This is a genomic window from Xanthomonas sp. F14 (assembly GCF_014199865.1).
Window position 1 is genome coordinate 192,223 of the sequence record NZ_JACHOM010000006.1, and the last position, 19,166, is coordinate 211,388.

19 protein-coding genes are annotated in these 19,166 nt (G+C 68.9%); 12 read left to right on the top strand and 7 right to left on the bottom strand.

The genetic code is table 11. The annotated features are described in order from the left end of the window. Positions 1-19 precede the first annotated feature (19 nt). Together GGR73_RS19165 and GGR73_RS19170 are read right to left on the bottom strand one after the other, a co-directional pair. The gene (locus tag GGR73_RS19165; RefSeq protein ID WP_181140995.1) at positions 20-1,027 is read right to left on the bottom strand and encodes a chorismate transformation enzyme, FkbO/Hyg5 family; all 1,008 of its coding nucleotides are present in this window, start codon (positions 1,025-1,027) and stop codon (positions 20-22) included. After that, on the bottom strand, positions 1,024-2,406 hold the full coding sequence (locus GGR73_RS19170) for an FAD-dependent oxidoreductase (protein ID WP_184458370.1): 1,383 nt from the start codon (positions 2,404-2,406) through the stop codon (positions 1,024-1,026). The genes GGR73_RS19165 and GGR73_RS19170 overlap by 4 nt, the downstream gene beginning before the upstream one ends. A 288-nt stretch (positions 2,407-2,694) precedes the next feature. Here GGR73_RS19170 and xanC point away from each other — a divergent pair, with 288 nt between their 5' ends. The 10 genes from xanC (at position 2,695) to fabG (ending at position 10,341) form a co-directional block, all read left to right on the top strand. Next, positions 2,695-2,964: a xanthomonadin biosynthesis acyl carrier protein XanC gene (gene xanC / locus GGR73_RS19175; RefSeq protein ID WP_011260626.1), complete on the top strand. Its 270-nt coding sequence runs from the start codon at positions 2,695-2,697 to the stop codon at positions 2,962-2,964. 37 nt (positions 2,965-3,001) lie between these two features. Beyond that, the gene (locus tag GGR73_RS19180; protein WP_184458499.1) at positions 3,002-3,685 is read left to right on the top strand and encodes a ketosynthase; all 684 of its coding nucleotides are present in this window, start codon (positions 3,002-3,004) and stop codon (positions 3,683-3,685) included. A gap of 53 nt (positions 3,686-3,738) precedes the next feature. Continuing rightward, a complete protein-coding gene (locus GGR73_RS19185) occupies positions 3,739-4,488 on the top strand; it encodes a lysophospholipid acyltransferase family protein (RefSeq protein ID WP_166771869.1) in 750 nt (249 codons plus the stop codon). A gap of 11 nt (positions 4,489-4,499) precedes the next feature. Continuing rightward, entirely contained in the window at positions 4,500-4,787 is a 288-nt protein-coding gene (locus GGR73_RS19190) for a dehydratase (protein WP_024937534.1), read from the top strand. Beyond that, positions 4,784-5,758: an LpxL/LpxP family acyltransferase gene (locus GGR73_RS19195; protein ID WP_039524636.1), complete on the top strand. Its 975-nt coding sequence runs from the start codon at positions 4,784-4,786 to the stop codon at positions 5,756-5,758. The genes GGR73_RS19190 and GGR73_RS19195 overlap by 4 nt, the downstream gene beginning before the upstream one ends. Beyond that, complete coding sequence (locus tag GGR73_RS19200) at positions 5,682-6,329, top strand: LolA-related protein (protein ID WP_039814875.1); 648 nt, start codon at positions 5,682-5,684, stop codon at positions 6,327-6,329. Before GGR73_RS19195 ends, GGR73_RS19200 begins: the two co-directional genes overlap by 77 nt. Before the next feature lie 42 nt (positions 6,330-6,371). Continuing rightward, positions 6,372-6,647, top strand: a complete 276-nt coding sequence (locus GGR73_RS19205; protein WP_160954453.1) for a hypothetical protein — start codon at positions 6,372-6,374, stop codon at positions 6,645-6,647. Further along, complete coding sequence (locus GGR73_RS19210) at positions 6,637-9,003, top strand: MMPL family transporter (protein ID WP_184458372.1); 2,367 nt, start codon at positions 6,637-6,639, stop codon at positions 9,001-9,003. The genes GGR73_RS19205 and GGR73_RS19210 overlap by 11 nt, the downstream gene beginning before the upstream one ends. Next, entirely contained in the window at positions 8,990-9,439 is a 450-nt protein-coding gene (locus tag GGR73_RS19215) for a phosphotransferase (RefSeq protein ID WP_024940573.1), read from the top strand. The genes GGR73_RS19210 and GGR73_RS19215 overlap by 14 nt, the downstream gene beginning before the upstream one ends. A 164-nt stretch (positions 9,440-9,603) precedes the next feature. After that, complete coding sequence (fabG, locus tag GGR73_RS19220) at positions 9,604-10,341, top strand: 3-oxoacyl-ACP reductase FabG (protein ID WP_046345042.1); 738 nt, start codon at positions 9,604-9,606, stop codon at positions 10,339-10,341. Positions 10,342-10,603: 262 nt separating this feature from the next. Here the strand turns inward: fabG and GGR73_RS19225 are convergent, their stop codons facing one another. From GGR73_RS19225 to GGR73_RS19245, 5 genes are all read right to left on the bottom strand, one after another. Then, complete coding sequence (locus GGR73_RS19225; protein ID WP_228911516.1) at positions 10,604-10,834, bottom strand: hypothetical protein; 231 nt, start codon at positions 10,832-10,834, stop codon at positions 10,604-10,606. A gap of 123 nt (positions 10,835-10,957) precedes the next feature. Further along, complete coding sequence (locus GGR73_RS19230; protein WP_154832863.1) at positions 10,958-12,580, bottom strand: NAD(P)/FAD-dependent oxidoreductase; 1,623 nt, start codon at positions 12,578-12,580, stop codon at positions 10,958-10,960. Next, positions 12,577-13,398 (bottom strand): glycosyltransferase family 2 protein, encoded by an 822-nt coding sequence (locus GGR73_RS19235; RefSeq protein ID WP_184458374.1) that lies wholly within the window; start codon positions 13,396-13,398, stop codon positions 12,577-12,579. Before GGR73_RS19235 ends, GGR73_RS19230 begins: the two co-directional genes overlap by 4 nt. Further along, positions 13,395-14,168, bottom strand: a complete 774-nt coding sequence (locus GGR73_RS19240) for a beta-ketoacyl synthase chain length factor (RefSeq protein ID WP_024940578.1) — start codon at positions 14,166-14,168, stop codon at positions 13,395-13,397. The genes GGR73_RS19235 and GGR73_RS19240 overlap by 4 nt, the downstream gene beginning before the upstream one ends. Next, entirely contained in the window at positions 14,168-15,364 is a 1,197-nt protein-coding gene (locus GGR73_RS19245) for a beta-ketoacyl-[acyl-carrier-protein] synthase family protein (protein WP_046345038.1), read from the bottom strand. The genes GGR73_RS19240 and GGR73_RS19245 overlap by 1 nt, the downstream gene beginning before the upstream one ends. Before the next feature lie 218 nt (positions 15,365-15,582). On the opposite strand from GGR73_RS19245, the gene GGR73_RS19250 reads away from it, so the two are divergent. Together GGR73_RS19250 and GGR73_RS19255 are read left to right on the top strand one after the other, a co-directional pair. Beyond that, positions 15,583-15,843 carry a YcgL domain-containing protein gene (locus GGR73_RS19250; RefSeq protein ID WP_039529613.1) on the top strand — a complete coding sequence of 87 codons (261 nt, stop codon included), beginning with the start codon at positions 15,583-15,585 and terminating at the stop codon, positions 15,841-15,843. Beyond that, complete coding sequence (locus tag GGR73_RS19255) at positions 15,836-19,156, top strand: ankyrin repeat domain-containing protein (RefSeq protein WP_184458376.1); 3,321 nt, start codon at positions 15,836-15,838, stop codon at positions 19,154-19,156. The genes GGR73_RS19250 and GGR73_RS19255 overlap by 8 nt, the downstream gene beginning before the upstream one ends. Positions 19,157-19,166 lie beyond the last annotated feature (10 nt).

Consider the following 19,166-nt stretch of genomic DNA (forward strand, 5'->3'; position numbering starts at 1 on the left):
TACTGACGCCCGCAATCGCTCACCCATGCACCCCATCGATCTCCACCGCCAGCTCGTCGCGGCAGATCACCGCGTGCAGCAGCAGACGCGGTACCGCATCGCCGAAGCGGGCGTCCAGCGCCTGCGCCACCTTGGGCAGATCATCCTGCTCGCGCACGTAGACCTTCAGGCGGGTACCGGCGCCGAACTGCGTGGGCAGGGCGGGGGCATGCTGGCGGGCGGCACCCAGCAGGGCGTCGAAGTTGGCGAAGGTCTCTTCCAGCTGCGCCAGCAACTGGCCGGTGTGCATCGAGGCATGCCCGACCACCGCGGCGGTGCCTGACAGCAGCAGCGGCATGTCGCTGCCGGCCGGCGGCAGCATGGCGCGCGCGAAACTCGGCGGCTGCGGGCCGTACTGGCGCGGGTAGTTGTAGGCGCTGACCTGGCGCGGGTTTTCCAGCGGGGTGCCGGCGTCGCTGGCGGCCAGCCAGTAGATCTGGATGATGCGCTCGGCATCGCAGCGTCCCACCGCGGTGGCGGCCGGCAATTGCGCATTGTCGAAGGCGCCCAGGCCGCGCGCACGGCCCACGCAGAACTGCCGGTAGCGTTCGCGGTCGCCACTGCCCAGGGTGATGGCGTCCAGATAGTTCCAGATACGCAGCAGGCGCGGGGTCTGGCTGCGGGTGACGAAGGCGGTGATTTCCGCATAGGCCTTGGCGGCGGCGGCTTCGATATCGACATCCTGCTCGTCGATTTCGATCACGCCGAACTGCAGGCGGCCGTCGCTGGCCCAGGCGATGTTGCCATCGCGGCCGCTGTGCACCGCCGCGTCGGTCCGCCATACTTCCAGCACGTCGGCGTGGTACGGCTGCAGCGGCACGCGCAGGTAGCGGGGGTCGTCCAGGCGCGGCGCCGCCGTGCCGAAGCCGAACACAGCCAGCACCTGCGGGTCGGCCAGCAGTGCAGACGGGTCGGTCTGATCGACATAGTCGACCTGCAGGCGGGGATGGCGCACGGTGTGCGTGGTCTGGGCCGGGGAAGCGGTCATCGTGTGTCTCGTTGTTGCGTGTCGCGTTGCAAGGTGTCGCCATCGAAGCCGAGCGTGGCCTGACGTCGGCGTTGGCGCCAGGACTGCCAGGCGCGCGGCATCATCGACAAGGTGGTCAGTGCATAGATGGCGCGGAACGCGCGCAGACGCAGGCGCACCCTGGGGCTGTCGAACACGTCGCCGGCCAGCATCGCCACCACCGCTTCCTCGATCTGCCAGGTGTTCTGCGGTTGTGCGAACAGGGCGCGCATTGTCGGCGAGGTGAAGCGGTAGATGAACCACTTGAACTCGTCCACGCCGCGCTTGAGCTCGCGCTGCAAGGCGCGCTGCAGTCTTGCCTCGTGCTGCGGCATGCGCAGGGCCTGGTCCACCATCGCCGCACCGCGCTCGGCGCTGTGCATGGCCAGGAACACGCCGGACGAAAACATCGGGTCGACGAAGGTGTAGGCATCGCCCAGCATCAACCAGCGCGGGCCGGACATGCGCGTGCATTCGTAGGCGTAATTGCCGGTGGCATGCACCGGGGCCACGCGTTCGGCGCCGAGCATGCGCGTGCTGAGCTCGGTGTTGAGCGCAAGCGTGCGCATGAAAAAGCCCTCGCTGTCGCCTTTGCGGGTCTTCATGTATTCCGGGTAGCAGACCGCACCCACGCTCATGATGTCGTCCGGCAACGGGATCAGCCACATCCAGCCATGCGCATGGCGGTAGATGCTGATGTTGCCGGCATCCTCGCCCGGTCGGCGCGTCACGCCGCGGAAATGGCTGAACAATGCGGCCGATTGATGCCTGGCATTGGCGCGCTTGAGCTTGAGGCGGTTGCCCAGGAAGGTGTCGCGGCCGCTTGCATCGAGCAGGTAGCGCGGGCGGAACTGCTGCGCACCCGCCACGCCCTGCGCCTGCAGTACCGGCTGCTGCCCGTCGAACTCCACCGCGTCGACCTTGACCTGGTCGCGCGCATCCACGCCCACCGCGCGCGCGCGCTCGAACAGCACCTGGTCGAACTGCGCACGCGGCACCTGGAAGGCGAAATCGGCCTTGGCCTCCAGCGCATGCGCGAAGCGGAAGGTGTTGTAGCCGCCGCTGTCGTTGGGAAAGTCCGCACCGCGCTTGAGCACGCCGATGCTGCGCACCTCTTCCAACACGCCCAGGCGTTCGAGAATCGGCATGTTCATCGGCAGCAGCGACTCGCCGATATGGAAGCGCGGATGCTGCGCCTTCTCCAGCAAGGTCACCTGCCAGCCATGCTGGGCCAGGACGATGGCCGCCGCGCAGCCCGCCGGCCCGCCGCCGATGATCAGGACATCCGGACACTCGGGTCCGGGGGCCGGCCCGGCTGCCGGCTTGGCGGTCGGGGTAGGGCCAACAGCGGTGGAAGTCATCCTGGAACGAACCTGCAGCGGGCGAGCGTCATGCAGTCATGATAGCCTGACCGGCGGCCCGGACAGCTATGCCGGCCGCCGACTCGCTGTTGCAGACCGATCGACACCCTCGCCAATGCGGCCGCAAGGCCGGCGTGGCGAGTGCTCGGAATCGGCCGGCACGGCAACGTACACTGTCTGTGCCCTGCAGCATCGCCGATGCCGGCCTGACGGTTGTCTGCGCCGCTGTGGTTGTTCTGCAATTTCGCTGTGAATCTGTTGCCCGACCCTCACCTGGAAGCTCTCTGGATGTCCTCGCAAACCGCTGCCGAACGTGAACTGGCCGAACTCCTGGTCGAAAGCCTGAACCTGGAAGACGTCCAGCCCGCCGACATCGACCCGGAGGCGCCGTTGTTCAATACCGGGCTGGGACTGGATTCGATCGACGCGCTGGAACTGGCGCTGGCGATCAGCAAGCGCTATGGCTTCCAGCTGCGCTCGGACAATGACGAGAATCGTCGCATCTTCGCGTCGCTGCGCGCATTGTCGGCGCATGTCGAAGCCAACAAGACCGTCTGAGGTCGCGACCGCCGCGCCCGGCGATGCGCCCCCGTGGGTGCTGGGGCTGGGCGTGTTGCTGGCGGTGGCGTATTCGCCGCTGGCGCACTGGGCCAACGCCAGCCATCGCCCGGAGCTGGCCGTCATCGCCGGTGGCTTGCTGGTGCTGATGGTGCTGATCGAACCGATGGTCGCGCGCCGTGCCTGGGCTTGGGCGCTGGCCGTGCTGACCTTGCTGGGCCTGAGTGCGTTGTGGCACTCGCCGTACGCGATGCTGGTGCTGGCCGCGCCGCCGGTGGTGTTCACCGGCTGGGTCGCCTGGTTCTTCGGTCGCAGCCTGCGCCGTGGGCGCATGCCGTTGATCACGCGCATCGTCGAGGGGCTGTATCGCCAGGCCGGCATGCCGATCACTCCGGAGCAGTACCGCTACACGCGCCGCCTCACCCTGGCCTGGGCGCTGCTGCTGTGCGCGCTGACCCTGGTCAACCTGGTGCTGGGCCTGTGCGCCGAACCCAGTGGCGTGCTGACGCAACTGGGTTATGTCTCGCCGCTGCCGATCAGCGACGCGCGCGCATCGTTGTTCGCCAATCTGCTGGCGTACGGGGTGGTTGGCGGGTTCTTTGTAGGCGAATATCTATTGCGCGGCCGCTGGTTTCCACAGCGCCCCTATCGTAATCTGCCAGACTTCTTGCGCCAGATGGCGCGGCTCGGGCCGGAATTCTGGCGCGATCTGCTGCGCTGAGTGCGTGGCCAGGGGCAGCGACGTACGTGCACATTTTCGGGGACAAGACAAAGATGCCGCTGGCAAGGATGCCGTCGCGCCTGGCGTGGGCCGTGTTCAATCTGCTGCAACTGGCCTTCACGCTGACGTTTACCGCGGGCGGAATCGCCTATGGCCTGGCGTCGCTGGCGATCACGCGCGACACCGACCGCCTGCTGCGCATGGGCGCGTGGATGTGGTCGCCGGTGCTGTTTCGCGGTGCCGGCGCCACGGTGATCGTGGAAGGCCGCGAGCGCGTGGACTGGTCCAGGAACTACCTGTTCGTCAGCAACCACCAGTCCATCATCGATATCTGCGCGTTGTTCTACGCCTTGCCGGTGCCGCTGCGGTTCCTGCTAAAGGACGAAATGCTCAAGGTGCCGTTCGTGAACTGGTATGCGCGGGCCACAGGCATGCTGTTCCTGGACCGCGACAGCCGGCGTGCCGGGGCGATGGTGCGCCGGCAGGCCGCCGCGCTGCTGCGCGAGGGCAAGCAGTTGTGTCTGTTTCCCGAAGGCACCCGCAGCCGCAGCGGCGCATTATTGCCGTTCAAGGCCGGGCTGTTGCAGGCCGCTATCGATGCTGGTGTGCCGGTGGTGCCGGTGGCGGTGGATGGCTGCGGCAAGGTGCTGCCGGTGGAGGGTGTGTTCAGGGTGCGCCCGGGCATCATCCGGGTACGTATCGGCGATCCGATCCCGGTGACCGGGCCGGATGCGCCGGACCGCCAGCAATTGACCAAGCAGGCACACGACGCCGTGGCTGCGATGCTCCAACCCAGGATTTGAGTTACCCGCTTATGGATTTCGTCGTGCCGCATGATCATCCCTGCCTGCCCGGGCACTTTCCGGGGCGCCCCGTGGTGCCTGGCGTGGTCGTGCTCGACCATGTGCTGCAGGCAGTGGAGGCCGCACATGGCCCACGCGCGGCGGCACGCCTGCCGCAGGTGAAGTTCGTGCAGCCGTTGCTGCCCGGGCAGACGGCATCGGTCATGCTGGACGGCGCCGGCCCACGCTGGCGCTTTCGCGTGCAGCGCGCCGACGAGCTGCTGGTCAGCGGCGAACTGGTGGCGGAGGCGGCGCAATGAGCAGTCAGTGGAAGCAACGCCCGGAAGGCGGCGGACGTTTCGCGCTGTGGCTGATCCGCGGCATCGCCCAGCATGCCGGGCGTGCGGTGGGACGCGCGCTGCTGTACCCGATCACGCTGTACTTCCTGCTGGTGCGTGCGCCCGAGCGCAGCGCCTCGCGTGCCTATCTGACGCGCGTGCTGGAGCGCCCGGCCACGCTGCGCGATGTGGCGCGGCATATCCACACCTTCGCTTCGACGATTCTGGACCGCGTGTACATGCTGTGTGGGCAGATGCAGCGCTTCCGGGTCGACATCACCGGGCTGGACCAGCTGCATGCGCAGATGGATCGCGGCCGCGGCGTGCTGATCTTCGGCTCGCACCTGGGCAGCTTCGATGCGCTGCGCGTGCTGGCCACCGAGCGGCCGGACGTGCAGGTCAAGGTGGTGCTGGACAAGGCCCACAACCGCGCCATGACCGAGCTGCTGGGCGCGCTGAATCCGCAGCTGGCCGCCAACATCATCGACGCCGGCATGGACGCGACCTCGATCGTCATGGCGATCAAGGACGCCACCGACGCCGGTGCGCTGGTGGCGCTGCTGATCGATCGCCCGCGCGAGGGCGACCCGGCGTTGCCGGCGACGTTCCTCGGCCGCAACGCGATGTTCCCGACCTCGCCGTGGCTGATCGCCGCAGCGCTGAAGGTGCCGGTGGTGCTGGCGTTCGGCCTGTACCGCGGCGGCAATCATTACGAGCTGGCGTTCGAGACCTTCAGCGAGGGCCTGGACGTGCCGCGTCGCCAGCGCGCACCGGTGCTGGCGGTACTCATGCGCGATTACGCCGCCAGGCTGGAACATTACACACGCTATGCGCCGTACAACTGGTTCAACTTCTACGATTTCTGGAACACCCACCATGCCGATGTGCCGCACCCTGCCGTGGATGCTGATACTGCTGTTCAGCGCCGCACCGCTATGCGCCGCACCGCCTGAGACGCTGGACGTCGGCCAGGTGCTGCAGCGCCTGGCACGCCCTGCACCGGTCAGTACCGAGTTCGTCGAACTGCGTGGCTCGGCGCTGCTGAAGACGCCGCTGCGCGTCCAGGGCCATTACCGTCGCCCGGATGCGCAGACCCTGGTGCGCGAGGTCAGCGCGCCGTATCGCGAGACCACCACGTTGCAGGGCGACGAAGGCGTGCTGGAACGCGAAGGCAAATCGCCGCGGCGTTTTTCGCTGAGCCGGGTGCCCGAACTGGCCGGCCTGAAGTCCGGCTTCGGCGCGTTGCTGGCCGGCGACCGCGCGCTGCTGGAGCAGCACTACCGCATCAGCGGGCAGGGCCAGCCGCAGGCCTGGCAACTGACGCTGCAGCCCAAGGACGCTGCCGTGGCCAAGCAGGTGCGCGAGTTGCGGCTGTATGGGCGCAATGACGAGTTGCGCTGCATTGAGAGCCAGCCGGCCAAGGGCGACGTGCAACGCACGCTGCTGGCCGGTGCGGCGCGCGCGGCCGCAAGCGTGACCGATGCGGCCGCGCTGACCACGCTATGCCACGGATCGGGCGCGTGACGCAGCGCGCCCACGGCGCAAGCAAGCCGCTCGCACGATCCCATGCCGCGCGCGCGGCCGGTGGACGTTCCGCTGGCACAGCGAGGCTTGCGCATGGCGTTTAAGTTGAACGCAAACCGCCGCATCGGCCTGGCGCTACTGTGGCTGGCGTTGCTGGCGGTGGCCGGGTTCTGGTTGAGCGAGACGCTGAAAGTCACCGGCGATCTGCGCAAATTCATGCCCGCCCGCAGCAACGCAAAGGCGCCCGCACAGCCCGATGCCGCGCGCGCGGCCGGTGGACGTTCCGCTGGCACAGCGAGGCTTGCGCATGGCGTTTAAGTTGAACGCAAATCGCCGCATCGGCCTGGCGCTGCTGTGGCTGGCGTTGCTGGCGGTGGCCGGGTTCTGGTTGAGCGAGACGCTCAAGGTCACTGGTGATCTGCGCAAATTCATGCCCGCCCCGCGCACGCCGGCGCAGAAACTGCTGATCGAAGAGCTGGGCGAAGGCCCCGGCTCGCGCCTGTTGCTGATGGCGTTGTCCAACAGCGACCCGGCCACGCTTGCCGCGCAGTCGCAGGCCCTGCAGCAGGCCCTGGCCGCACAACCGGAACTGTTCGAGCTGGTCGGCAATGGCGGCACTGCGGGGCTGGATGCGATCCCCGAGCGCCTGCTGCCGTATCGCTATCTGCTCAGCGACAGCTTCGACACCACGCCGCTGGATGCGCACACCCTGCAAGCGGCATTGCAGTCGCGCGTGCAGGATCTGGGGTCGCCGGCGGCGGCGCTGGTGGAGCCGTTGCTACCGCGCGACCCCACGCTGGAAGTGCTGCATCTGGCCGAAACCCTGCAGCCGGCCGCGGCGCCGCAGACGCGCAACGCGGTGTGGTTCGACCGTGCCGGTACCTCGGCCTTGCTGGTCGTGCAGACGCGCGCAGCCGGCTTTGATCCCACCGGCCAGCAACTGGCCTACGACGCGGTGCAGGCGGCCTTCGCCAAGGTCAGCAAGGGCAGCACGACCCGGCTTACCTTGACCGGCCCCGGTGCATTCGCCGTGGAAATCACCGCGCGCACGCAGGGCGAGGCGCAATGGATCGGGACGCTGGATACGGTGGGACTGGTGTTGTTGCTGCTGGTCGCCTATCGCAGCTGGAAGATTCCGGTGCTCGGCGTGCTGCCATTGGCCAGCGCCGGCCTGGCCGGTCTGGCTGCGGTGGCGCTGCTGTTCGATGGCGTGCATGGCATCACCGTGGCCTTCGGCTTTACCCTGATCGGCGTGGTGCAGGATTACCCGATCCACCTGTTCAGTCATCAGCGCCCGGGTCTGGATCCACGCGACAACGCGCGTCATCTATGGCCGACGCTGGCCACCGGCGTGGTGTCCACCTGCATTGCCTATGTGACCTTCCTGTTTTCCGGTGTGGACGGCTTGCGGCAGCTGGCGGTGTTCACCATCGCCGGGCTGGCGACCGCCGCGATCACCACGCGGTGGCTGTTGCCGTCGTTGATCGACCCGGCACCGCGCGACTACGCCGATTCACGCATGCTCTCCGCGCTGTGGCGCGGCATCGCGCGCCTGCCACGGCCGCGCATCAGCCTGGCGGTGATTGCGCTGATCGGCATCGCGGTGATCGCGTTCGCACCGGGGCAGTTCTGGCAGAACGATCTGTCGAAATTGACCCCGGTGCCGCCCAAGGCCCTGGCGCAGGACACGCATCTGCGCCAGGAACTGGGCGCCCCCGACGTGCGTTACGTGCTCGCGCTGTCTGCCGCCAACGACGAGGCCGCGCTGCAGGCCAGCGAGCAGTTGCGCCCGCGCCTGGATGCCCTGGTGCGCGACGGCGCATTGACCGGTTACGACATGGCCGCGCGCTATCTGCCCAGCATCAAGACCCAGCATGCGCGTCAGGCTGCCTTGCCGGATGCTGCGCAAGCGCGCGCATTGACCGACAGTGCGGTGGCCGCCACACCGTTTCGCAGCGATGCGTTCGCGCCGTTCCTGCAGGACCTGGACGCTGCCAAGCGCGCCGCCCCGCTGTTGCCGAAGGACCTGGCCGGCTCGCCGCTGGCAACGTCGGTCGGCGGACTGCTGCTGGGTCGCGGCGATCGCAGCACTGCGTTGGTGTCGTTGACCGGCCTGCGCGATCCGTCGGTACTGGCTGCCGCCGTGAAAGGCAGCGGCGCGCAGTTGCTGGATCTGAAGGACGCGTCAGAGTCCCTGGTGGCCGCGTATCGCGGGCGTGTGCTCGGCGCGCTGGTACTGGCCGCGCTGTTGCTGGCGGTGACGGTGGCGATCGCGTTGCGCAGCCCGCGCCGGATCGTGCGCGTATTGCTGCCGATGGCGCTGACCACGGTGCTGATCCTGGCGATCCTGCGCGGCATGGGGGTGGAGCTCAACCTGTTCCATCTGATCGCGCTGATCCTGGCGGCAGGCCTGGGCCTGGATTACGCATTGTTCTTCGACCATGCCGGCGACGATCACGCCGACCAGCTGCGCACGCTGCATGCGCTGATCGTGTGCAGCCTGATGACGCTGCTGGTGTTCGCGTTGTTGGCTGCCTCCAGCATCCCGGTGTTGCGTGCGATCGGCAGCACGGTGGCGCTGGGGGTATTGTTCAATTTCATCCTCGCCTTGCTGGTGTCGCGCGAGCCGGCGCTGGAGCGCGCAAGACACGGAGATGCACATGCAGGGACGTGAGGCAATTGCCGCGCTGATTCCGCACCAGGGCAGCATGTGCCTGTGGGAAGCAGTGCTGGAATGGGATGCGCAGCGCATCGTGTTGCGCAGCGATGCCCATCGCAGCGACACGCATCCGCTGCGTTGCAATGGCCGCCTGCGCGCGCTGCATCTATGCGAATACGGCGCACAAGCCATGGCTGTGCATGGCGGCTTGCTCGGCCGGGAATCGGGCAAGCCGGTGCGCCCGGGCATGCTGGTGGCGCTGCGTGCGGTGGACTTGCACGTCGCGTATCTGGACGACCTGCCCGATGCGATCGTCTGCGAAGCGCAGGTGTTGCTGCAGGGCGAGGACAGCCAGCAATACAGTTTTCGCCTGAGCCACGGCGCGCAATTGCTCGCCGAAGGTCGCGCCACGGTCATGCTGGGCGCCGCGCAGGCCACCCAAGCCCCGTAGGAGCGCGCTTGCGCGCGATGGCCTTACCGCTGACGCCGCATCGCGCGCAAGCGCGCTCCTACAAGATGTAGGCGATCAATGCTGGATCTATTCCTGCGCCTGCTGCGAGTCGTTAGGATGAGGCTCTTTCCGCCGTCGCGTCTGCGGCTTTCATCGAGGCTTCCATGAGCACTTCCATTCCACAGCGCCGCGCACTCGTCACCGGCGGCAGCGGCGATCTTGGTGGTGCGATCTGCCGTCAGCTGGCGGCGCAGGGGCGCCATGTGATCGTGCATGCCAATCGCAATATCGCCCGCGCCGATGACGTGGTTGCAGCGATCGTGGCCGACGGCGGCAGCGCCGAGGCGGTGGCGTTCGATGTGGCCGATGCGCAGGCCAGTGCGGTGGCGCTGGCAAGCCTGCTGGAGGGCGGCCCGATCCAGATCGTGGTCAACAACGCCGGCATCCACGACGATGCGCCGATGGCGGGCATGAACGCCGAACAGTGGCATCGGGTCATCGACGTGTCGCTGCACGGGTTCTTCAATGTCACTCAGCCGCTGCTGCTGCCGATGGCGCGTACGCGCTGGGGCCGCATCGTCAGCGTGTCGTCGGTGGCGGCGGTGCTGGGCAATCGCGGGCAGACCAACTACGCCGCGGCCAAGGCCGCCTTGCACGGCGCCAGCAAATCGCTGTCGCGCGAGATGGCCAGCCGCGGCATCGCCGTCAACGTGGTCGCGCCGGGCGTGATCGAAAGCGAGATGGTCGGCGAAAGCTTCGCGCCGGAAGTGATCAAGCAACTGGTACCGGCCGGCCGGGTCGGCAAGCCCGACGAAGTGGCCGCGTTGGTGGCGTTTCTGTGTTCGGAGTCAGCCGGCTACATCAACGGCCAGGTCATCGGCATCAATGGTGGGATGGGCTGAGGGCGGCTGATCTGCTGGTTTGCTGCGGGGTCCTTGCCCGCCCACCATCGCAGGACACGCTGCAAGTACGTCCTTGTAAGCTCTTACGCGGCATCCATGCCGCGTAAGGTCCGCGACGGTGGGCGGGCAATGACCAGTCGAGATGGTCGGTGTGCATGGTGCAAGCAATGCACGCTGCGCGGCCCTTAGATGAGGTGCGGTCTGGGATCAGCTCAGTTTCATCCGAACACTGCGCTGCACATCGACAGCAGTGCATACCGAATTAGCCACCGGTCTCGTCGATCCTCATGACCAGATCGCGCTCGTGCGCACCCCGCGCGGCGCTCCAATGCACCGACACGGTATTACCATTGGCGCGCAGGCGGCCGTCGACATACAGGCCATCGCCGCGATCGTGATACGACGCCGTCCAGTTGTAGATGCTGGCACCTTGTGCAAGGTAATGGGTTTCAGCGGCACGCCGACACGCAGGAACCAGGTCGCTACCGTTCATTAGCAGCGGTTCGGGGACGTACTGCACGACATGGCTCACCTCCTGTGAGTGCGGATGCCCGAAGTATAGGAGCTAGGTCTGACTGCAGAAACGCACGCGCCGTTGCCGGCGCGGTCCTCAAACTCACGCCGCGTCGGCGTACCAGGCGGCGGTGAGGATCGGCTCGCCGATGGCGTTGGCGGTCAAGGCGTCCAGCCCGTGGTCCGGCAGTGCGGCATGGCGCTGGCGTGCCTGCTGCAGGATCTCGCGTGCCAGCACCGCCATCTGCGCCACGTTGCTGTGGATGCGTGCGGCAAAGGCATCGTCGTCGAGGGTGTCGTTCAAGGCGCCATTGAGTTCGTTGAACCAGCCGATCAGGTATTGATCGAGCAGGCGCCCATCGTCGGTGGCCAGGCCTTGTGCAGTGTTGTGCTGGCCCCAGTCGTGCAGCACACGCTGCATGGCCAGATTCATGTCGCGCGCATAGAAGAAATCAGACTTCATGCGCGAGAGCAGGCTGAGGTCGGCAATGCGTCCGCTGCAGAACAGCGGCGCCAGCAGCGACCAGTAGTAGGTGTAGTCCCAGATCACCTTGACCGGCATCACCTGCGCGTCGCCGAACAGCGCGTACTGGTCCTGGTACAGGGTCAGGGTGTTTTCGTAGAACGAGAAATACAGCTGCTGATACAGCTCCACATACGGGCTGAGCGATCTGCCGGCGCGGTCGCGGCCGATCAGTTCGCAGATGTAGGTATTGGAAATCGCAATGAAGTCGCTGCCGGGCGAATAGAACGGGTCCAGGAACAAGCCCGCCTCGCCGGTCAGTGCCCAGCGCTGCGGCGAGAACACCTGCTTGCAGCCATAGGAGAAGTTACGCAGGAACAGGAAGTCCTGCAGCCGGTAGTCGGCCTTGTCGAGTGTGGCGGCGACCTGCGGCTGATGCGTGCGCAGCCAGGTCATCGCCTTGTCGTGGGTGTTCATCGTGTCCAGCGGGTGCATCGACCCATCGCAGACGATGCCCAGCGAATGCGCGCCGGACGACAGCGGAATCAGCCAGAACCAGTAGCCCGGCCCGCACATGTGGTTGGTCGAGCGCCAGCGGTCCGGCGGCGTGCAGCGCTGCAGCCAGTTGCTGTCCTGCGACCAGCCATTGGGGTCGATCAGGCCTTCCACACGCCACCACACCGCATTGGCGTTGTGCGCATTGTCCTGCGCCAGGCCGAGCTTGCGCTTGAGCAGGCCGGCGCGGCCGCTGGCATCCACCACCCAGCGTGCGCTCAGTGTGCCGGCCTCGCCGGCGCGCTCGTAGCGCACGGCGTGGTCGGCCTGGTCATCGGACAGGTCCACGCCCTTGACGCTGCAGTTGTCGACAAACGTGATGCCCTGCGCGCGGGCGCGCTCGCCGAGGAAATTTTCGAAGCGGCCGCGGTCGATCTGCCACGACGGCGTCGGCAGGATCTGGCTGACGCCCAGCTCGGTGCAGCGGTCGATGTCCTCGCGCTTGTCGGAGAAGAAGAAGCGGAACCCGAACTTGCGGATCTGCTCGGTCTCCAGATGCTCGCGCAGGCCCAAGACCTCGGCGAAGTAATGCGCGCCGATCTCCACCGTGGACTCGCCCACCTTGAACGCCGCCTCGCGCACCGGGTGCGCACGCCGCTCCAGCACGGTGATCGCCAGTTCGGGGTCGCGTTGGCGCAGCTGCAGGGCCAGACTCAGGCCGGCCAGGCCACCACCGGTGATAACGACATCGGCACGCTGTGCATTCATTGGGATGGCTTGCTCTTGGTAACCGCCGGCACAGTAGCAAATTCGCCGTCAGCGTCGTCGATCAGCACCGGGTTGGCCCGCACGCGGCGGTACTCGCGCCAGATATGCCCGTAGCTCCAGGCCTGGACCACCACATGCGAGGTGATTTCCCACAGATCGCGTACCAGGCGGAAATGGCTCTTGCGGAACGCGCCCGGCGAGGTGCCGGCGTAGCGGGTTTCGATCGGCACCGCGACCACGCGCGCGCCGGCCTGGCGTGCGGCGGAAATCAGCAGCTGCGCTTCGAACACGAAGCCTTCGCCGGGCACGTCGGGCAGGGTGAACACCGAGGCCGGATACAGGCGCTGGCCGCTCTGGCTGTCGACCAGCTGGAAGCCGCAGGCCCAGGCGATGCCCCAGTCGCCGAAATCGTTGCCGATGCGGCGGATGGTGGGCTGGGTGGCGCGCTTGCGCATGCGGGCGCCGACGATGACGCAGCCGGGGTGGCGATTGGCCGCCGCCAACAGGCGCGGGAAATCGGCGGCCTTGTGCTGGCCGTCGCCGTCCATGGTCATCACCGCGCGCATGCCCATCCGCTGCGCCTGCGCAAACCCGCTGCGCAACGCGGCGCCCTTGCCCTTGCGCTGCGGGTGCCGGATCAAGGTGATCGGCAGGCCGGCGATGCAGTCGGCAGTGCCGTCATCGGAGCCGTCGTCGATCACGATCACGTTGGAACAATAGGTCAGCGCATCGTTGACCACTTCACGGATGCGCAGCGATTCGTTCAGCGCCGGCACCAGGATCGCGGTGTCCTCGCGGGTCAGTGGCTGCCGGCTCACTGCTGGAGCTCCACGCGCAACACCCGGCCCGGGCCGGCGTACAGCGCCACGCGTTCGCCGCCAGTGGCGATCAGGTCGAACAACGGCAGCATCGGCGCCATCGCATTGGCGGCGACATGCCGCGCCAGCGGGCCGGCGCCCGGCGTCGGCGTGCCGTCGTCCAGCCACGCCCGCAGCTGCGGCTTGCCGGCCTGGCCTGGCGCACCCAGCACCAGCGCGCCACCGAGCAGCCCCTGGCTGGGGGCGACCCGACCCAGCGGCCCGACCGAGCGGGCGTCGTAGCCGGCCAGCAGCACTGCGTCCATGCCGGCGGCACGTTGGACCAGCGCCTCCAGCAAGCCTTGCGCGAAGCTGCCCAGGCTGGCGCTGATCGCGGTGGCCGGGGTCATCGCCCCGGCGCCGATGGTCCAGTAGCCGGCCGCGGCGTTGTGCACCGAGTTGTGGAACTTGGTCGGCGAGATCGCCGTGGGGTCGCTGGCCAGGGTGGTGCACATGTAGTCGGAGATGGCCAGGTCGCCGTACGTGGAAGTGAAGATCGACGGCAGGCTGGCCGGCTCGCGGCCGGCGGCGGTGCAGGCGGCCAGCGCGGCCTCCAGCGAGACCGCCACCGTGTCCGGTGCGCGACGGCGCTCGTTGGCGGCCAGCAGCTGCGGCGCCGGGCGCGCGCCGGTGTCCTGCAGCGCGCCGCCGCGCACGAACGCCGCAGCGGCGTCCCAGCTCGGCAGGCCCTGGGTCCAGAAGCCGATCCCCTCGATGGTGGCAGCCAGCATCAGCGGGCCTGCCCGAACAGCAGCGAGCAGTTGTTGCCGCCAAAACCGAAGGAGTTGTTCATTGCGTAATCGATCTTGGAATGGGCATTGTCGAAACGGATCTGCGGGCCGCAGGCGGGGTCGGGCACTTCGCTGTTGAGCGTGCCCGGCAGCACGCCGTCGCGCAGCGCCAGCAGCGCGATCACCGACTCGACGATGCCGGCTGCGCCCAGGGTGTGGCCGGTCCAGGCCTTGGTCGAGCTGGCGTGCAGGGTGGCCGGGAAGATCGCCGCCACCGCGGCGGCTTCGACGCTGTCGTTGGCCGGGGTGGCAGTGCCGTGCAGGTTCAGGTAGCCCACCGCGGCCGGCTCCAGGCCGGCGCGTTCGAGCGCGCCGCGCATCGCCAGCTGCGCGCCCAGGCCCTGCGGATGCGGGGCGGACATATGGTGCGCATCGCTGGATTCGCCATAGCCGTACAGCCACAGCGTTGCGTCCGGTGCGGCAGCGGTGCGTTCGAGCATGGCAAAGCCGCCGGCCTCGCCCAGGCTCAGGCCGACCCGGCGCGCATCGAACGGCTGGCACAGCTCCGGTGCCACCACCTGCAGCGAGTTGAAGCCGAACAGCACGCTGCCGCACAAGGTATCCACGCCGCCGACCAGGGCGGCATCCACCACCCCGGCGTCGATCAGGCGCGCGGCCTGGGCAAACACCTTGGCGCTGGACGAACAGGCGGTGGCCACGGTCACGCTCGGGCCGCGCAGGCCGGTGGCGTGCTGCACGAAGTCGCCCAGCGAGTGCGGGGTGTGCACGATCGGGCGATCCAGGTCGTCGGGAAAGCGCGCGCCGTCGGCGTCTTCGACCAGCCGCGTGTAGGCTTCTTCGCTGGCGCCGATGCTGGAGGTGGAAGTGCCGATGATCACTGCCACGCGCTCGGCGCCGTAGCGCTGCGCGGCGGCCTGCACCGCCTCGGCCATGCCGTCCTGCTGCAGGGCCAGCCAGGCCAGGCGATTGTTGCGGCAGTCCCAGCCTTGCAGGGCCTCCGGCAACACGACGTCTTCCACGCCGTCGACGCGGCCGATCCAGCACGCCAGCGGCTGCGGGCCGAAATCGTTGCGACGCATGCCGCTGCGGCGAGCAGTCAGGGCGGCGGCCTGGGCATCGAGCCCGGCGCCGAGCGCGGTGGTGGACGTAAAAGCGGTGACGGCGACCGGGGCCATCTGGGACGAATGCTGCGCTTGGCTCACGGTGGTCTGGCTGGCAAGAAGTGGGCTCAGTATATCGATGGCGGGTGCGCCTCCCGTCGATGGCGCAACTGAACGTGCCGGTCATGTCGCTGACGGGGCTGGAGTTTTCGCGCGTTGCCGCGCTTTCGCCATCGGCGCAATTGGGACACAATCCTGCGACACACTTGCCGATCGAGCGCGACCACGCGCGCATGCACGCCTACGTCTATAAAAGCCAACGCAAGCAGGACACCTTCGTCTATCTCGCCACGCGCGACGACTTCTCCGGTCTTCCCGCCGCCGTGCACGCGCAGCTGGCGCCGTTCGCGTTCGTGCTGGAGGTGGCGTTGACGCCGGAGCGCCGTCTGGCGCAGGCCGACGTGGCCACGGTGCGCGAAGCGCTCGCCAGGCACGGCTTCTATCTGCAACTGCCCAAGACGGTGGTGCTGGCGGGCGAGTGCGACTATGACTGAGGCCGCACGGGCCGCACGCTCGCGGGCCGCAGCGCTGGCCGGCCTGGCCGGCGTGGCGTTGTCGTTGCTGGGCGGCATCGGCGGCGGTGTCGCCGCGGTGACGCTGTGGCTGGCGCAGCCGGCGTTCGCACTGGCGGTGTCGTGGGCGCGCGGTAGCCGCGCATTGCCCAGCCAGCCGCGTGCGGTTGCGCAGGCAGTGCCGCCGTTGCTGACGATCTGGGGTGTGGGCCTGCTGGCGCTGGCCGCGCTGATCAGCTGGCCGCTGACCGCCCTGCGCGACAGCGGCAGCCTGGCCGCCGCATTGGCCTTGAGTGTGGCGGTCAGCGCCGCGTTGCTCGGGTTGTGGCGGACTTGGCCGCTGTGGGGCGAGGTCGAACGCGATGGCGGCGCCCTGGCCCCACGGTGGCATGCGCTGGCAACGCAGGAGTTGCACGCCTGGCGCGGCCTGCTGGCCGCAGCCCTGGTGCTGGCGATGTGCACGCTGGTGGTGGCGCTGGCCTGGCCGGGCTGGCTGTCGAGCAGCCTGCGCTGGAGTCTGGCGATCGCGGCCAGCGTGCTGCTGCCCGCTGCCCACCTGCTGTTGCAACGCACCGCCGCCCCGGCGCGCAGCGATGCCCCGGCGGCCCTGCAGGCGGCCGATTTCTTTTCCGAAGCGGCGGCCGAGCCGCGTCCGCTGGAGCCGGTGGCCCAGCACCAACTGGTGCCCGAACTGTTCGAGGCCGCGCGCAGCGGACGCGTGGACCGCGCGCTGCAGTTGCTCGACGCCGGGGCCGACCCGCAGGCGATGCCGCTGCCGGAGTGGCGCGACCAACGCAGCCTGCCCGCGCTGGCCGCGGTGCTGCCGGATCTGCGCCTGCTGCGCGAGCTGATCGTGCGCCGCGTCGACGTCAACCAGCCGCATCGCGGCATGACCCCGTTGCTGGCCGCCACCCGCGACAGCTGGCATGGCCGCCCGGATGCGGTGATGACGCTGCTGGCCAACGGGGCCGACCCGCGCGCCTGCGACAACGACGGCAACACGCCGCTGCACCACGCGGTGCGCAGTTCCGACCCGGGCGTGGCCGCGCTGCTGCGCGATGCCGCCGCCGAACTCGATGCGCTCAACAACGAAGGCCACTCGCCGCTGGCGATGGCCTGCCAGGTCGGCAACTGGCGGCTGGCCAAGTTCCTGCTGGAACGCGGCGCGCACTCCGAACCGGAAGGTGGCGCACCGGTGCTGCTGGCCGCGGCCGGCACCGAGGAAGACGACCCGGCCGGCGTGCAGCTGCTGCTCAAGCACAAGGCGCGCGTGGATGCGCGCGACCGCCAGCGCCGCAGCGCCCTGCACGAAGCGGCGTTGGCCGGACACGGCGACATCGTCGAGGCGCTGCTGGCGGCCGGCGCCAACCTGGAAGCGCGCGACCTGCTCGGCCGCACGCCGTGGCTGGATGCGGCGCGGCAGGCGCGCAGCGGCGTGCTCGAACGCCTGGTCGCACGCAAGGCCGATGTGCTGGCCACCGACGGCGAGGGTCGCAATGCGGTGATGCTGGCCTGCGCGGCCGACAGCGTGTCGCCGGCGCTGATCCGGCGCCTGCTCGAGCTGCAGGTGCCGGCCGACAGCGCCGACGCGCACGGCCGTCGCGCGGTGGATGTGGCCGCCGAAGCCGGGCGCTGGGCGATCGTGCAGTTGCTTGATCCCGCCTATCCCTTGCCGGCGGCGGTCAGTGACGCGCACGGCGAGAGCCCCGGCGTGACGGTACTGCCCGATCGCCCGCCACTGGTGCTGCTGCGCGAAGGCCTGCAGTTCGGCCAGCGCGACGGTCTGGTCGCACTGGCCCGCCTGTGCGGCCCGGAAGAACTCGGCGGCCTGCTGCACGACGCGCATCTGGCCTTGAACGCCGATGCGGTGGACTGGCTGCTGCGCCACGGGGCCGATGCCGAAGTGCGCGATGCCTGCGGCGATGTGCCGATGTTTGCGCTGCTGTCGCGGGGCGTGGAGGCGGTGCCGGCGCTGCAGGCGCTGCTGCGCCATGGCGTGTCGCCGGCCGGGGCCGGCGGCCTGACGCGGCTGCTCAGCGCCTGCGTGCAGCACGATGCGGCATCGCGCGGGCTGGAACAGTTCGCGCTGGAATTGCTCGAACGCGGCGCCGACCCGTTCGCCGCGTCGGCGGCCGGCGATCCGCCGTTGTCGCTGGCGGTGCGGCTGGGCTGGCTGCGCCTGCAGCAGTGGTTGCTGGAACACGGCGTGGACCGCGAGGCGCGCGACAGCCACGGCATGACTGCGCTGCATCTGGCTACCGCGCTGGGCCGCGAGGCGTCGCTGAAATTGCTGGTCAAGCAGGGCGCCTCGCCGGAAGCGCGCGCTGCCGACGGGCAGACCCCGCTGGGCGTGGCGCTGTCGATCGGCCGCCGCGACCTGGCCGACTGGCTGGACTGGCGCATCTGGTCGCTGCCGCAGCGCAGCCTGCGCGAGGCGGACGTGCCGGCCGCCGCGATGGTCGGCGACACCGATGCGGTGCGCCGGCTGATCGATCTCGGCCTGCCGGTCGATGCGATCGATGCCCAGGGCTGCACCGCGTTGCTGCGTGCCGCCGGTGGCGGCCATCTGGGCGTGGTGGCGCATCTGCTCGGTCGCGGCGCCGACCCGCAACGCGCGGCCAATAGCGGCGCCACGCCGTTGTCGGCGGCGGTGAGCATGCGTCAGACCGAGATCGTGGCCGCGCTGCTGCAGGCCGGCGCGCAGATCGAGCACCGCCTGCCCGGCGGCGTCACCGTGCTGATGCTGGCCTGCGCGCTGGGCCTGCCGGATATCGTGGCGCGCCTGCTCACCGCGGCGGCCGATGTGCACGCCAACGACGATCAAGGCCTGGCGCCGCTGCATTGCGCCGCGCTGTACGGCTTCACCGCGCGCGACAAGAGCCGCCTGCTGGCCTTGTTGGATACCTTGCTGCTGGCCGGTGCCGACCCGGACTACCTGGCCGGCGGCCGGGTCAGCCCCTTGCTGCTGGTGCTGGGTGCGCGCGCCGAACCGGGTACCGCCTGCGACGAGCAGGTGGTGCTGGCCGGCGTCGAACGCCTGCTCGACGAAGACGTCTCGCTGGACGTGGCCGATCAACGCGGTTTCGGCCCGTTGCACCTGGCCGCACTGCATGGCCTGCCGCTGCTGGTGCAGCGCCTGCTGCGTGCCGGCGCCGATGCCGACCGCCGCGACGCGCTCAACCGCACCCCGCGCGAGATCGCGATCATGCGCGGCTTCATCGATGTGGCCGGCCAGTTCGAACCCGCCTTGCCGGGGGTGTCCTCGATGGCGCGCTTCCTGCGCGAAGGCCGCTGAGCCAGCGCGG